At 34.7% G+C, this 14,727-nt stretch carries 17 protein-coding genes; 9 read left to right on the top strand and 8 right to left on the bottom strand.

Going from position 1 to position 14,727, the window contains the following annotated elements; all coding sequences use genetic code 11:
• The first annotated feature begins 69 nt into the window (after window positions 1–69).
• Window positions 70–1,434 (top strand): sulfatase family protein, encoded by a 1,365-nt coding sequence (locus tag C1Y58_RS08305; protein ID WP_105615546.1) that lies wholly within the window; start codon window positions 70–72, stop codon window positions 1,432–1,434.
• Between the two features lie 8 nt (window positions 1,435–1,442).
• Window positions 1,443–2,723 carry a sulfatase-like hydrolase/transferase gene (locus C1Y58_RS08300; protein ID WP_170311554.1) on the top strand — a complete coding sequence of 427 codons (1,281 nt, stop codon included), beginning with the start codon at window positions 1,443–1,445 and terminating at the stop codon, window positions 2,721–2,723.
• Between the two features lie 9 nt (window positions 2,724–2,732).
• On the opposite strand, the gene C1Y58_RS08295 is transcribed toward C1Y58_RS08300, so the two are convergent.
• Window positions 2,733–3,569, bottom strand: a complete 837-nt coding sequence (locus C1Y58_RS08295) for a helix-turn-helix domain-containing protein (RefSeq protein ID WP_105615544.1) — start codon at window positions 3,567–3,569, stop codon at window positions 2,733–2,735.
• A gap of 137 nt (window positions 3,570–3,706) precedes the next feature.
• Between C1Y58_RS08295 and C1Y58_RS08290 the strand changes: the two genes are divergently transcribed.
• Entirely contained in the window at window positions 3,707–4,375 is a 669-nt protein-coding gene (locus C1Y58_RS08290; RefSeq protein WP_105615543.1) for a histidine phosphatase family protein, read from the top strand.
• Between the two features lie 26 nt (window positions 4,376–4,401).
• Window positions 4,402–5,781, top strand: a complete 1,380-nt coding sequence (locus tag C1Y58_RS08285) for a CehA/McbA family metallohydrolase domain-containing protein (protein ID WP_105615542.1) — start codon at window positions 4,402–4,404, stop codon at window positions 5,779–5,781.
• Window positions 5,782–5,842: 61 nt separating this feature from the next.
• Here the strand turns inward: C1Y58_RS08285 and C1Y58_RS08280 are convergent, their stop codons facing one another.
• The 3 genes from C1Y58_RS08280 to C1Y58_RS08270 form a co-directional block, all read right to left on the bottom strand.
• Window positions 5,843–6,889: an aldose epimerase family protein gene (locus C1Y58_RS08280; protein WP_105615541.1), complete on the bottom strand. Its 1,047-nt coding sequence runs from the start codon at window positions 6,887–6,889 to the stop codon at window positions 5,843–5,845.
• Between the two features lie 172 nt (window positions 6,890–7,061).
• Window positions 7,062–7,322, bottom strand: a complete 261-nt coding sequence (locus C1Y58_RS08275) for a spore coat protein (RefSeq protein WP_105615540.1) — start codon at window positions 7,320–7,322, stop codon at window positions 7,062–7,064.
• 14 nt (window positions 7,323–7,336) lie between these two features.
• The gene (locus C1Y58_RS08270; RefSeq protein ID WP_105615539.1) at window positions 7,337–7,516 is read right to left on the bottom strand and encodes a ferritin-like domain-containing protein; all 180 of its coding nucleotides are present in this window, start codon (window positions 7,514–7,516) and stop codon (window positions 7,337–7,339) included.
• A 196-nt stretch (window positions 7,517–7,712) separates the two neighbouring features.
• Between C1Y58_RS08270 and C1Y58_RS08265 the strand changes: the two genes are divergently transcribed.
• Complete coding sequence (locus C1Y58_RS08265; RefSeq protein WP_242985360.1) at window positions 7,713–8,084, top strand: sulfite exporter TauE/SafE family protein; 372 nt, start codon at window positions 7,713–7,715, stop codon at window positions 8,082–8,084.
• Window positions 8,081–8,458, top strand: coding sequence for a sulfite exporter TauE/SafE family protein (locus tag C1Y58_RS08260; protein WP_330404406.1), 378 nt, complete (start codon window positions 8,081–8,083; stop codon window positions 8,456–8,458). Before C1Y58_RS08265 ends, C1Y58_RS08260 begins: the two co-directional genes overlap by 4 nt.
• 67 nt (window positions 8,459–8,525) lie before the next feature.
• Here the strand turns inward: C1Y58_RS08260 and C1Y58_RS08255 are convergent, their stop codons facing one another.
• Genes C1Y58_RS08255 through C1Y58_RS08240 form a run of 4 tightly spaced genes read right to left on the bottom strand, consistent with a single transcriptional unit; the run spans window position 8,526 to window position 11,016 of the window.
• The gene (locus C1Y58_RS08255; RefSeq protein ID WP_105615538.1) at window positions 8,526–9,149 is read right to left on the bottom strand and encodes a hypothetical protein; all 624 of its coding nucleotides are present in this window, start codon (window positions 9,147–9,149) and stop codon (window positions 8,526–8,528) included.
• Window positions 9,150–9,160: 11 nt separating this feature from the next.
• Window positions 9,161–9,529 carry a GntR family transcriptional regulator gene (locus C1Y58_RS08250; RefSeq protein ID WP_105615537.1) on the bottom strand — a complete coding sequence of 123 codons (369 nt, stop codon included), beginning with the start codon at window positions 9,527–9,529 and terminating at the stop codon, window positions 9,161–9,163.
• 9 nt (window positions 9,530–9,538) lie between these two features.
• Window positions 9,539–10,165, bottom strand: a complete 627-nt coding sequence (locus C1Y58_RS08245; protein ID WP_105615536.1) for an ABC-2 transporter permease — start codon at window positions 10,163–10,165, stop codon at window positions 9,539–9,541.
• Window positions 10,159–11,016, bottom strand: a complete 858-nt coding sequence (locus C1Y58_RS08240) for an ABC transporter ATP-binding protein (RefSeq protein WP_105615535.1) — start codon at window positions 11,014–11,016, stop codon at window positions 10,159–10,161. The genes C1Y58_RS08245 and C1Y58_RS08240 overlap by 7 nt, the downstream gene beginning before the upstream one ends.
• A gap of 171 nt (window positions 11,017–11,187) precedes the next feature.
• Between C1Y58_RS08240 and C1Y58_RS08235 the strand changes: the two genes are divergently transcribed.
• From C1Y58_RS08235 to C1Y58_RS08225, 3 genes are all read left to right on the top strand, one after another.
• Entirely contained in the window at window positions 11,188–13,227 is a 2,040-nt protein-coding gene (locus C1Y58_RS08235) for an ATP-dependent helicase (RefSeq protein WP_105615534.1), read from the top strand.
• Window positions 13,228–13,518: 291 nt separating this feature from the next.
• Window positions 13,519–14,079: an S-layer homology domain-containing protein gene (locus tag C1Y58_RS08230; RefSeq protein WP_105615533.1), complete on the top strand. Its 561-nt coding sequence runs from the start codon at window positions 13,519–13,521 to the stop codon at window positions 14,077–14,079.
• Between the two features lie 140 nt (window positions 14,080–14,219).
• Complete coding sequence (locus C1Y58_RS08225) at window positions 14,220–14,726, top strand: flavodoxin domain-containing protein (RefSeq protein ID WP_157950018.1); 507 nt, start codon at window positions 14,220–14,222, stop codon at window positions 14,724–14,726.
• The last annotated feature ends 1 nt before the right edge of the window (window position 14,727 follow it).

Below are 14,727 nucleotides of genomic sequence, written 5' to 3'. Positions count from 1 at the left end.
CATTACAGTATAGCGATAACTGGTTGTATTTTATATTCAACTTAAATATATGAATAAGGAGATGCTTTAATGAATAATCAACAACCTAATATACTGATGATTATGGTAGACCAGATGAGGAATGATTATATTGGTATAAATGGCGCTACTCATGTGAATACCCCCCACATTGATAAACTAGCTAAAAGAGGGATGGTGTTTTCTAACTGCTTTACCAATTCACCCATATGTGCACCAGCGAGGATAGGTCTTGCAACAGGCATGCAACCATCCAATATTGGCGCTTTAGATAACAATGCATACTTACCATTGGGTATTAAAACTTATTATCAAGCACTACGGGATGAAGGTTATCATGTAGGATGTGTAGGTAAATTGGATTTAGCTAAGCCCTCTAAGTTCAATGGGATAAAAGGAGATCGACCATGCAATTATGCCTTTGGTTTTACTAAGCCTTTTGAAGTCGAGGGTAAGATGCATGCTGCTAATACAGAAGAACCTATTGGACCTTATACCCAATACCTTCATGATAAAGGATTACTTACAACTTTCCATGAGCATCGAATGGATTTTAAAAGAAAAGGATTTTATAGAAATCTTATAGAAAACAGCTGTTTGAATGAAGAAGATTATGCTGATGTTTTTGTTGCTGATAAGACCATAAAGGCTATTAATGAAATGGATGAAGATTTCCCATGGCATCTTTTTGTGAGTTTTCCTGGACCACATGATCCTTTCGATCCTCCAAAGAGATATGCTGATCAATACTTAGATCGGGAAATGCCAGACCCAGTGGATATTGATGCAGCCAATAAACCCCAGTGGGTTAAAAGACGTCAGCAAGACATGGCTGTAGAAGAAATTCAAAGAGCTAGGCAACAGTACTGTGCTTATATACAGTTGATCGATAATCAAATAGGAAGGCTGATGGAAACACTTGAAAAGAAAGCCTGTTTGGAGAATACCTATATTATCTTTACAAGTGATCATGGAGAAATGATAGGTGATTTTAACCTATATAATAAACATGTTCCTTATGAAGGAGCTATTCGTATTCCTTTAATTATTGCAGGTCCTGATGTTAAGCAAGGGAGGTCAGAGGCATTAATTGAACTCATTGATTTGAATCCAACCATACAAGAATTAGCTGGATTAGGGTACATCAACAGAATGGACGGTCGTTCCTTTAAAGGATTGCTTATTGCTAAGAAGCAGCAGCATAGGCAACATATAGTAGTAGCTGAGCGCCATTTTAGATGTATACGTACTGATAGGTATAAGTACATTGAGCATTATAATGATGAAAATGAATTATTTAATCTAGAAGAAGACCCAAATGAACTCATAAACATAGTTGCTAAAGATAATAAAGTAGCAAAAGAATTGGCAGAAGCACTAAAAAATCGTTATAACGAACATAAATGGTTGAGGTAGGTGAAGGTATGAATTTTCTTATTATATTCGCAGATCAAATGCATAAATATGCTTTAGGTAAAATTAACCCTCAGGTTCAAACTCCGAATTTGGATCAGTTAGCTGAGGACGGGGTTTTGTTTACTAATGGCTATTCAAATGCTCCGATCTGTGGACCTTATCGAGGAAGTCTTTTCACAGGAATGTATATCAGTAGTAATGGGGTACTGAGAAATAATGATCCCTTGCCAAAAGACGTCAAAACACTAGCAGAAGCTTTTAATGAGAGAGGTTATGATACAGGTTTTGTTGGGAAGTGGCATCTTGGAGCAACAGGACAAGGTCCTATACCACGTGAAATAAGAGGCGGCTTTAAGAAATTTAGAGGCTATCAATGCTATAACGGCTTTAAAAATGATATCTTATTCTTTAATGAACAAGATCAGTGTGAAGAGTACCAAGGACATCGTACAGATGTGACCACTCAGATTGCCTTAGAACAGTTGGATAGCTTTCTTGAAAAAGAACAACCTTTTTTACAAGTTGTAGCTTACCAAGCACCTCATTATCCTGAACAGCCATCAGAACGCTATGCAGCTCTTTACAAGAAGACAATCTTTGAAATGGAACCAGGTTACGTTGATATAGATCCTTATACACCTACTTTTTCACCACCTAGTCCAAGACCTTATGAAGCTTGCCCTGATTATAAGCGTTATGGGAAAAGCATGGAAGAGTATTTACGTTTATATTATGGCATGGTAACACAGGTGGATGCTGGAATAGGTGAACTTATTGAACGATTAAAAGAGAAAGGTCAATACGAGAATACGACCATCATTTTTACATCGGACCACGGTGATATGCAAGGAAGTCATGGGTTTAAAAATAAGCGATTACCTTATGAAAAATCATGTGGTGTTCCCTTCATTACATATGTTCCAAAGGGAAGAAAAAATGAAATATCCAAAGAGCTTGTATCTGGCATTGATATATATCCAACATGCCTTGAACTTGCAGGTCTTGATTCCGAGAAGCATCTCCAAGGGAATAATTTTGCCAAGTATATGATTGGATATGAGAATGAATTAAAGGATCCCGTTTATGCAGAAATGGTTGTTAAAGATGATTGGCGAATGATACGAACCAAACAATATAAGCTTATAGTGACTGCATCAACTGATGAACCCACTATGTTATTTGATATGATTAATGACCCTTATGAATTGAATAATTTAGTTCAAGTACTTGAGTATCAAAATAGTATAGAAGAACTTCAAGGCAAAGTTGTCCAAAGGTTTTCTAAGTAAAGATGCTTATCAATCATCTTTAAAATGCTTATATAAAGATGGTGGATAACCAAAGGCTTTTTTAAATTGGTTGGAAAATATATATGGATCGGAATAACCGAGGGTTAGAGCAGTTTCCTTCACAGAATAATCCATTTGCGTCAGAAGATATTTTCCATGATCCATCTTCATGCTATACATATAGTGCTTTGGCGTCATACCTACTTGACTCTTAAAGAGCTTACTAAAATATGCTTGAGATAAACCTGCTTTTTCGCAAAGTTCCGTAATAGTAGGTAAACATGTAATATTCTTATTGATGAGTGTCTTAGCAGCTTCTATTCGATGGTCGCTTGGTTTATGTTGCTTACGACGGGTACAGTCGGTATAGATATGGGCAAGTATTTGCTTGATGGTCAATCTGTAAAGGAGTTCATCGAGATGATCTCCTTTTTTGTGATATTCCTTAGCTAGTTTTTCAAAAAGAGTATGATAGTAATGGAGATCATCAGGTATGAAACTTAAGTAATAGGGCTGAGGAGGGGATACTTGTTTCCCCCTATTTTTCATACCAAAATTAATGGATATTAATGATGGAGTAATATCCTTTTGTGTTGAGTGATGACTTAATAAAGGAGAAAAAAAGATAACACGCCCCTTTTCTAAAGGAATGCTCCTATCAGGAAAATGGAGATGACCACTACCTTGTCTGATATACATCAGTCTGTAATTAGAAGTTTGGCGATGGGGGAGTTCCCATCGATTCATATATTCAATATTGTACACATCATTAAGTTTAAATTGATAACCTTGCATCTCATATATAAGATTCTTAAAAAAATCATCTATAGTATAATTTGATATCATCCTATTCTCCTTTATAACTATTCACAAATGTTAAATATCAAGGTAACATGCAGTATATAGAATTTTAAAATCATTTATATATAGCATATTATATCATGTTTTTTATCGTTATGCACTAAGAAGGAGGCTAATAATCTATGAAACTATTAATTATACGTCATGCGACCCCTGACTATAAGAATAAGACCATTAAACCAAGAGGACATTTAGAAGCCCAAGCGTTAGCTGCTAAATTAAGCAAAATAGGAATTGATAAGATTTATGCTTCGCCAATGGGAAGAGCGCAACACACGATGCAATATACTTCTGATGCAACAGGCGTTCCTTGCACAACCCAAGAGTGGATGCAAGAGCTGGTTGATTGGCGTTTACCTGATCGTCAATGGCCTTGGAAAGTTCATAGTGACATGGTTTTTGATGAAGCAGGCTTTAAGGACTATGCTAACTGGTATGATTCTCCTATCTATCAAGGAGTAGACATAAAAGGGAAATTTTTAAATTTAAAAGAAAAGTCCGATGAATTTTTATTTAGCCTTGGTTATAGAAGAGAAGGAAATCGTTTTGCTTGTGTTAATCCTAGTGATGAAAATATAGCAGTGTTCTGTCATGCTGGTTTTGGTTCAGCATGGGCGGCCCATCTTCTAAATATACCCTTTTCCATGATAGCAACCTGTTTTCCTATGCGACCTACAGGTGTAACTTATATTGAGTTTAAAGGAAATCAAGGTGACACTATCTATCCTAACTGCTTAAGATTTGGTGATACATCTCATATTGATCATACTGATTTGAGCTATATTGATTAATTCCAGATAGTGAGAGGAGCTTAGACATGAAGAAGGCTGGTCGATATTTAGCAGGAGAATTACATTCTCATACACACTTAACAGATGGAAGACATACACAAGAAGAGTTGTTAGTCAAAGCATTTGATGACTATCATCTTGATTTCTACATAAACGCTGAACATGGTGGAACAACAAAGAAAACACCTTTCGGTAGAGAACTAGTGAAACCCATACCAAGATGGCAATCACTAAAAACATCCTTACAAATTATCAATTATATGCGTATGAAATATGAAGATAAAATTCTGCTTCAGGGTTTAGAGTGGAATGTACCAGGACATGAACATATGGGAATGGCCATCTATGAAGATGAAGAAAACTCAATGAGTGACTTTGAGTATATTTTTGGAAGAGGTAATGAAAAAGATACTAGTCGTTTAAATGAAGGGCTACTTAAGTTTAATAAGACCCATGAAGATGCAGTAAGAGGAGCGAAATTTTTGCAAGATCGATACAGTGGTAAGAGTTACCTCTTCTTTAATCATCCTTCAAGAGCGTTGATATACCCTATTCATCAAATGCGTGATTTTAATAATGTAGCACCAGATGTTTGCTTTGGATTCGAAGGGATGCCCGGTTATCAAAAGAAACCAATCAGGGGGCATTATTATATTGAACATGGTAAAGAACTCAACTATAAAGCCAGAACTTATGGAGGAGCAGATTATATGTTAGCCAAAATAGGTGGAGGATGGGATGCTCTTTTAGGTGAAGGACGTCGATTCTTTGTCTATCAGGGTTGCGACTTTCATCATGAAAGAAGCTCATTTTGGCCTGGTGAATATACGAAGACCTATGTGTATACTGATGAACACAGTGAGCTGGGGCTTATTGATGGGATACGCTCAGGTAATGTCTATATTGTTCAAGGTGATTTGATTAAGACCTTAGAATTTACAATATCCTATTACAATAAAGAGGCTACCATGGGAGAGGAAATAACCGTCAGCAATGGAGCTAATGTAACAATAGCCCTTCGATATAAAAGTCCTGAGATCAATAATAATGGTGACAGAGTTAAAGTGGACCACATTGATTTAATCATGGGGGAAGTAACGGAGATAAGAGAACCCGGAACAGAAGCTTATAATCAGGATATTAATCCTACAGCTGAAATTATTAAAATCTTTACAAATAAAGATTGGACCCTTGATGACGATGGGTTTTATTCAATGACATACACCTTTGAGGCAACAAAAAATCAATATTTTAGATTAAGGGGTACGAATCAAAGAATAGGAGACAGTTCTTATCTTGATCAAGAAGGAAATCCCAAAATGGACCCATTTAATGAAAGCACTGAAAAAATGGCATGGGAAAATCTATGGTTTTATTCCAATCCGATTTTTCTTCATGTAGAGTAATAGAAATAAAAGCCTTCTTCCTATCCATAACAAGAAGGCTTTTAATCATCTAATCAAAGAATTATCTTATCTTAAAACTATACTTCGTATAAGCTTTATATGTTTCACCAGGATTTAATAGTTCTGTTTCAAAGCAATCTTGGTTAATAGCATCAGGATAGTACTGAGTCTCTAAGCAGAGAGCTAAATGTTGACGTGATGTTGCACCGCATGATAAGGACATGCCTTCTTCAAGCATGTTACCAGCATAGAAGACGATAGCCTTTTGATCAGTCCTGACTTCCATGTAACGACCACTTTCTGGATCTTCAAGTATAGCTGCAACTTCCTTCTGACCATCTAATAAGAAAGGGTGATCATAACCGCCAGCGTTCTTAATTTGAATATTGTCAGCTTTAATGTCCTGCCCAACTGTTTTAGCAGTTCTGAAATCAAAGGGTGTACCTTCAACATCCGATATACCAGCTGGAATAATCTGTTCATCGACACATCCAAAACGACTTGCATCAAATTGTAAAGTTTGATCTAAAACATCTCTTTTAGTATTACCTGATAGATTAAAATAGCTGTGATTAGTGAGGTTAACAATGGTCTTCTTATCTGTAGTGGCTGAATAGAAAATTTCCAATTCATTATCATTTGTCAACTTATAAGTTACATGAACATCCAGATTACCAGGGAAGCCTTCCTCACCATCTATACTTAGATAATTAAGAGATAACCCTACATAATCAGACTCAACAAGCTCAGTAACACTCCAGATGACCTTATCGAATCCTTTTACACCGCCATGTAAGTTATTACTATTATTATTAGCTGCCAATATGTAATTCTCACCATCGATCTCAAACTTAGAATTGGAAATACGGCCCGCAATACGACCAGTGATGCAACCAAAATAAGGTGATTTCTCCTCATAATCAGCTATATTATTGAATCCCAGTACCACATTTTCCAATGTTCCCTTGTGATCAGGAACCATAATTTCTGTAATAATACCTCCATAATTTAGAACACTCATGTAATGACCATGTTTATTGATAAGTGTATATTGTGTAACTTCTTGTCCATCTTTTGTTGTACCAAAAAATTTAGATTTAATCTCCATACTGTTAAACGCCTCGCTCTCATTTTTTCTTCCTACTAGATTATACAATATAATCTTTGATTATAAAAGTTTAAAAAGTATAATAAATAAACTAATTAGTTAATAAATAAACTTATTAATAAATAAAAAGTGATGAGAAATATAGGATCCCATCACTTTTAAGTATTTTAGATTATGAATTCAGAGGTTTTTGAGCATGTTGAGTAAGAGCTTGCTGAATCTTTTGTTGTTCAGCGTTTGCAGGTTGGTACCAGCCGCGAGTTGCCATTGATTGATAAACCTCATCTTGGAAATCTAATTCACAAGTTAAGACACTTTTAAACTGATTACGTACATTTGGTGTAGCTGCTTCTGTAACTGCAGTTGTATAAAGTGTGGATAAAGCTTTTTCGGTTATGAGTAAGTCATCCATTAATTCTCTTTCTTGACGCATTGTAGATCCTCCTTTTAGCTATTGAGTGTATTGTAGATTTGGTCATAATGTTTTTGATGATCTGTAGCCAATTTAGTACAAAGATTCTTAAGTTGAGGGTCAGTAACTTCTTGACTATACTCCTGGTATTTCTTAATGATATTTTTCTCGGCATTAAGAGTATCGTTGCAATAAGATAACTCTTTACTTGTCATATGAGTAATCCTCCTTTAAAATTCACAGCAAGTTTAAAAAAAATCACTGTTGTTGGTATCTTGTTAATCAAGATAGTGAATACTATCAACATTATTATTTGATTTTTTATTTAATTTATTCTTGGTTTTCATGCTATAAAAATGCATAACTTGGATAGGTTAAAATTGAATAATCAAATTATTAAAGGGGAAAACATTGAAAAATAGAATTTTAAGAAAACATGGTAAATCATCCATCTTAGGAACTATAGTAGGCTTTGTTAATGGATTACTTGGTTCTGGTGGTGGAACAATATTGGTACCTTTTTTAGAAAGGTATTTAGACGTAGAAGAACACGAGGCACATGCTACAGCAATAAGTGTTATTTTGCCTCTTTCTGTTATTAGCTCCATTGTCTATATAAAAAGTGGCGTCATTGATTGGGGAGCATTAATGTATGTGGCCATCGGTGGAACAGTTGGTGGGTTAGTTGGTGCAAAACTGCTGGGTAAGATTCCAGCTAAGTGGCTACATCGAATTTTTGGTGCAGTGATGATCATTGCGGCAGTGAGGATGTTAATGGCATGATTACTTTAATTTTAATAGGATTTATAGCTGGGATAGTCAGTGGCATGGGCATTGGTGGTGGAACGATTCTGATTCCAGCATTAACATTAATTATAGCTCTACCTCAGAAAACAGCTCAGGGCATTAACCTACTCTACTTTATACCAACTGCTACAGTTGCCCTATGTGCTCATATTAAAGCTAAGCGTATCAGAAAAGACCTGTTGATAGGTTTAATCATTGGTGGTATTGCTGGAGCTGTAATAGGTTCTTTGTTAGCCAATGCCCTTGAACCTGAGTATTTAAGGAAAGGGTTCGGTGTTTTTTTACTGGTTATGGGGTTGAGTGAAATATTTAAGAAAGCATCCAATCAATCTAAAGAAAAGAAACAATAAAAATGAGCACATATCCAAATCATTGATGATGATAGGATAATGCGCTCTTTTTATCATTTACCGTGCTCTAACGTAACCCTTTTTCCTTCTTAATCACGTTGTATTTTTGAAGAACTAAGTCTTTACGAAGTATATTTCTTTCATGAATAAGGTGGCCGAATTCTTTAAGTTTATCCATTTCATTGGTTTCTTCATAAATACTTAATAGTAATAAATAATTCTGACTCATATCGGAATCAAGATGGATGCCTACTTCCAAAACTTCCATGGCTTCTCGTGAATAACCTTCATCTTTTAGTAAGGATGACCATTCAACAAGACGTTGTAACATCAAATTATAAGTGGTTTCATATTGGATGAGTGTATTTAAGTTGGCAACACCATATTTTAACTTTAACTCTGTATTATCCTGCCCTTTGAAGGAAGCCATAGGTAATTTACTTAAACGAACAATATCCTTCTCTATATCCATGAACACCTTTGTTTGGATGATTTCAAAGGGTAGTTTATTCAAATCTAAACGATATAATTTTAAGTCGTCTAAAGGTTGCTTCCGAACGGACATTGCTCTTTCCTCACGTTGATAATAGTTTTCAAGTTTTTCTCGATTAGACTTGCCGTTTTTTCTCATTTTAAAATTAAAAACCAAGATGAAGATAATAAATAGTACAAAGAAAATGGGAATACCCATCTTATAACCTCCTACTGCCAAAGAATATCAAGTATTTCTAGTAGTTCATCTTTGGATACATCGTATTGTTTACATAACGTAACTATATTATCCACGTTTTCAGATATAAGTTCAAGTTGTTTTTCTCTAATTAAACCAGGATTGATGGAAGCTACAAAACTACCTTTACCAGGAACTGTTTCGATTAAGCCTTGACGTTCCAGCTCAGTATAAGCTCTTTTGGTCGTTATAACACTGATTTTTAAGTCCTTAGCCAATAAACGAATAGATGGTAGGCTGGTACCTGGACCTAACTCACCATTGAGTATCTGAGATGCTATTTGCTCTCTAATTTGCTCATATATAGGAGCATCTGAAGCATTAGAAATAATGATATCCATATAAGCCTCCTATAAATCTATCTTTTCGTATAGTTTTGCATTAATAACGTAACTACTATACCATATTAATAGGCCAATGAAAAGTAATAATACACCTAGCCATATGCCGGATAAAGATTCAATTAAAGGTGTATAAAAGAATAAATAACCATAACTATAACCTGCTACGAAACCTATGATAGTATTGACAATATATAATACCCATCTAGATTTATAGCCTAGATGATTAATAATATACATATCAATGCCTAATTGGAGATAAACAAAGCAGAGATAATACAGTAATCGTAAAATATAACTTGGGGTCTGGTAAACTTCTGAAAAGAGCAGTATTGGTATGGAAATAGTTATTATAAATAGTAAGGTGATGATGGTTATAACGATGTACCTTGATAATAACAACTTGCTTCGATGAATATTCAAAGCTGATAGAAATAGTGGTGCATTGTATTTATCGTCAAGCCAAACAAGATAGGTTAAACCATTAGCTAAAGCAAACATGACCATGATCAATAAACCTATTGAAGTGTTTGAAAACAATAATGTACCTAGGGCAATAAAGTAGTAAAAAAGCAAGCTAATCCAAGCTTTTGATTTGATATAAATGAAGCAATCTTTATACAATAATCCTAGCATGATATGACCTCCTTTTCTTGTCTGAAATGCTTAACTAAATGAACCATAATATCTTCGATAGTGCTGTTTTCGATAAGTATGTCGTCACCAAAATTTCTTTTGAGTATAGAAGCGTTTTGTGTTAATCCAGTGAATCCATAGGTGTTCACCTCATGTGCATCTAGATAACCCTTTTCGATAAGCATTGGTAATTGATCTTTTTTCCCTTTAACCAATTTGAAATCATTCAATAAACGGTCCTTCTCAGAAGTGAAAACCATTTCTCCTTTATTGATAAAAGTGATATAGTCACTAATTCTTTCTAAATCAGATGTGATATGGGTTGAGAAGAGAATACTTCTGGTGCCATCTTGTATGATCTCCTGTAGAATTTCTAGTATTTCCACTCTAGATACAGGATCTAAGCCAGTAGTGGGTTCATCCAGTATCAATAATTCAGCTCCGTGGCTTAATGCGCAGGACAACATAAATTTGACTTTCATGCCCCTTGATAATATACGAATTTCTTGTTTAGCATCTAATTCAAATCTATTAAGGTAATTTTGAAAGAGTTGATTATCCCAGTTTTTATAAAACTTACTGAAAATCTTAGCCATTTGTTTGATAGACAACAATTCATAATAGGCGTTTTCTCCTATAATAAAACCTATTTTCTCTTTATCAATTACCTTGACTTCACCAGCATCTAAGTGAATGGAGCCTAGAATACTCTTCAGAGTGGTTGTTTTTCCTGCACCATTCTCGCCAATTAAACCCATAATATAGCCAGGTTCTAAGGAAAAATTAATATTCTTCAATTCAAAGTTGTCGAATCTCTTGCATATATTTTTAACTTCTAATAGGGGTTGCATGGGTAATCCTCCTTCTCCAATATAGGACATATGTGAATATACTGTTAATATAATATATATACAATATATATGATATGTACTATTATGTCAATAGTTGGGTGCTTTGAATTTTACTTCTACTGTTGAAAACGGTGGGTGATATGTTATAATAATCTTCAGGGAGTGGAGAATATGTCTTTAGATATGTTAAATGAACAGCAGAGGAAGGCTGTTTTACACTTAGATGGACCAATGATGGTTTTAGCAGGTCCTGGATCAGGAAAAACCATGGTTATTACTCATCGTGTAAAACACATGATTGAACAACACAATATTCATCCTAAGGATATATTGGTCATTACATTTACAAAGGCTGCAGCTGATGAAATGAAAAATCGCTTTCATTCATTGATGGGAAAGTCCTTGAATATAAGTTTCGGTACATTTCATTCTATATTCTTTCGAATTATCCGTTCTGTTTATCCTTATACGGTTAATAGTATCATTAAGGATGAAGTTAAGTATGGTTTATTTAAGAGTATTATTCATGATCTGGGTATCGATTACGAGGACGAGCAAGAATTTATTGAAGCACTTCAAAATGATATTTCACTGATGAAAAATGAGTTAATTGATTTAAAATACTATAACCCCATGAATTTTTGTTCAGAGGATTTCATCAATATTGTGAAACGGTATGAGGGCTATAAAAAAGAAAAACGTCTTCTCGATTTTGATGATATGTTGACACATTGTTACCAAATATTGAGTCATAATGATCAACTTCTTGCCTATTGGCAGAAACGTTTTCCTTATATCTTAATAGACGAATTTCAGGACATTAACCGTGCACAATATGAGATTATTAAGATGTTAGCGACATCAAAAAAGAATATATTTATCGTTGGAGATGACGATCAATCAATTTATAAATTTAGAGGGGCAAGACCAGAATTTTTATTAGATTTTCCAGAGGACTTTGAAGGTACCCAATCAGTTGTTTTAAACATTAATTATCGTTCTAATGAAGCTATCGTTAGAAAAAGTACGAGAGTGATTAAGAAAAATAATAAACGTTATGAAAAGACGTTAACATCGCATAGAGGTAAAGGGTTAGAACCCATTGTGGTTCATGTAGAAGACACAGATGAGGAAGCAAGAAAGATTGCAGAGACCTTGCTTAATCTCAATAAAAAAGGGATCCCCTTTCAAGAGATGGCAGTTATCTTTAGGACAAACCTACAGGCAAGAGCTGTTGTCGATGCCTTCTTAGACCATAATCTGCCTTTTATATTAAGGGATAGGGCACCCAGTATCTATGATCATTGGATTGCAAAAGATATAATCGCTTATCTAAAAGGGGCATTGGACCAAAAAGACAAGGAAAGCCTCGTTCGAATAGCCAATAAGCCTAAACGTTATATAAGTAAATGGATTATCAATGAACTCAAAAGAAGTCCTAAGGATTTTTTCAAGTTCATCTATGAACATCCAGATTTGAAATCATGGCAAATTGGTAAAGTTGAAGAATTAGAAGGCCAATTAATAATGCTGAAGATTAAAAGTCCTGTAAATGCAGTTAAATATATACGTCACACCATTGGTTATGATGATTATATAAAGGAATATGCTAATTTTAAGAAGATAGGGATCAAAGGATTAAAAGAAATTTTAGATGAACTAGTTGAAAGTGCTAAGCATTTTGAGAGTTTAGAACACTGGTTGCAGCATATAGATGATGTAAGAGAAGAATTGCATCACAACCAAAAGAAAACCAGTAAACTTAATAATGAAGATAAGATTACCCTTAGCACTATGCATGGTGCTAAAGGTCTTGAATTTGAAGTGGTATGGATGATCAGTGTTGTTGAAGGCATTATACCTCATGAAAAGTCAAACCGCGATGATGAGATTGAAGAAGAGAGACGATTATTTTATGTTGGCCTCACCCGTGCAAAGGAACAACTCTTTATATCTTCTGTACGTACTCGTTATGAAGAGGAAGTAGCAGTATCTCGCTTTCTTGACGAGATGGAAGAAGTTTTTGACTTCTCCAGTTTAGAAGTTGGACAACAGATTCATCATAAAGCTTATGGAGCAGGTAAAATCAAAAAGATAGATGGTCAAGTTGCTCATGTTAAATTCAAGGGGAACATGGCGACAAAAAAGATTGAACTAGCCTATTGTATTAAAAATAAACTTATTCAAATTAAGAAGGAGGAGTTAGTATGATTAAACCTAAGACTAAAAGAGCAATAGCAATAACAACAATCGTAGTGATGGCAGGAGCAATTGTATTACCGGTTTTAGCAGGTATCATGACACTTATTGGAAATTAATATTGAATTAAGAGCTGAGGAAAGTTTTATCATAAATATGAGGTAGTGATGGCACCAAGATTGTAATAGAAAGTTATCACCTTTGTTATCAGGTTGTAATGCTTAAATGGTATAATGCTTATCATGAGTCAGTACTACCTATATTAAAGAGTATGATACTCTATTGCACAATGGAGGTAAACCAATGAGTAAAAGCGTAAGAGTACTAGGACTGTTATTAGCCTTTGTCCTATTTCTGCAACCAGTCAATGTTTTCTCAGCTACTGACGAACAAACCTATGCAGCCAATCAATTAGTAACCCTTGGTATTGTAACAGGTTATGAAGATGGTAGCTTAAGACTTGATAACAACATAACTCGAGCTGAAGTAGCTACAATTTTGGTGAAGATCTTAGGTTATGATGATAAGCATGTAGTAGCTAATGAAGAGTTGGATTTTAGCGATGTTAGCCAAGACTTTTGGGCATTTCAAAACATTGAAAAGGCTGCTGCATTAGGACTTATTTCAGGTTATCCTGAAGGAACATTTAAGCCGAATCAAAATATTACATTTGCTGAGATGACAGCTACGATGTTAAGAGCTATTGGTGCAGAAGTTGATCCAAATGAACCATGGCCAACAAACTATATGAGTAAAGGTCAATCAATTGGTTTAATTACAGAAGAAAGCATTGACCCTAATCATATTGTAACTCGTGGTGAAGTATTTGAATACTTATGGCGTACGTTGTTAATTAAACATTAAAAGAAGAATAATTTTAGGCCGCTAAAGCGATGCAAAATATTGTATAGCTTTGGCGGCCTTTATGTATAATCAACCATTATAAACAAATACTATAACGTGAGAAAAGTGAAAATTAACTTTGATGGATGAGGAGGAGCTGTATGTATCATAAAGTGCTGGTATCTTATGCTACGCGCCACGGTAGTACTGAACAAATGGCCCAATGGATAGCATCAGGTATAAATGCTGATCAAGTAGATGTAATGGATGTACAAAATGTGAAGAATATAAGAGATTATGATTTTGTAGTATTGGGAACACCTATGTATAATAATGAGCCTTTATTCCAAATGAAGAGTTTTATTACCAATCATAGGGCGGAATTAGAGGATGTGGATAAGGCAGTCTGGCTTGTGACTACAGAAGATGATTCTGACCAAACTAGACAACTCTATATAGATAAGATGGAGAATTATTTACCTGGACCTATTAAGTTTTCGGAGGTTTTTTCAGGACAAATTGACTTGAATGAATTATCTGATTTGGAAAAGCAACAAGCAAGAGGATACTTCAATAAAATCGATGTACCAATGCAAAGCTATAATTTCCTTTATGAAAATGATTTTAGAAGTTTTAGTGGTATGATTAATGATCTATTAATTAAATAAC

Source organism: Vallitalea okinawensis (assembly GCF_002964605.1).
Taxonomy (GTDB): Bacteria; Bacillota; Clostridia; order Lachnospirales; family PQDH01; genus Vallitalea_A; species Vallitalea_A okinawensis.
This window is presented reverse-complemented; position numbering and strand designations above follow the sequence as displayed.